This is a genomic window from Corynebacterium sp. HMSC071B10 (genome assembly GCF_001814825.1).
Lineage (GTDB): Bacteria > Actinomycetota > Actinomycetes > Mycobacteriales > Mycobacteriaceae > Corynebacterium.
In genome coordinates this window covers 1-243 of the sequence record NZ_KV817968.1, presented here as the reverse complement: position 1 = coordinate 243, position 243 = coordinate 1, and the positions used below count along the sequence as shown (strand labels likewise).

At 59.7% G+C, this 243-nt stretch carries 1 rRNA gene; it reads left to right on the top strand.

From position 1 onward, the window contains the following. A 16S ribosomal RNA gene (locus HMPREF2990_RS01490) occupies positions 1-243 on the top strand; the annotation flags it as partial.

Here is a 243-nt window from a genome sequence, read left to right as displayed (position 1 = left end):
GTTGTGGAAAGCTTTTGCGGTATGGGATGAGCTCGCGGCCTATCAGCTTGTTGGTGGGGTAATGGCCTACCAAGGCGTCGACGGGTAGCCGGCCTGAGAGGGTGTACGGCCACATTGGGACTGAGATACGGCCCAGACTCCTACGGGAGGCAGCAGTGGGGAATATTGCACAATGGGCGCAAGCCTGATGCAGCGACGCCGCGTGGGGGATGACGGCCTTCGGGTTGTAAACTCCTTTCGCAA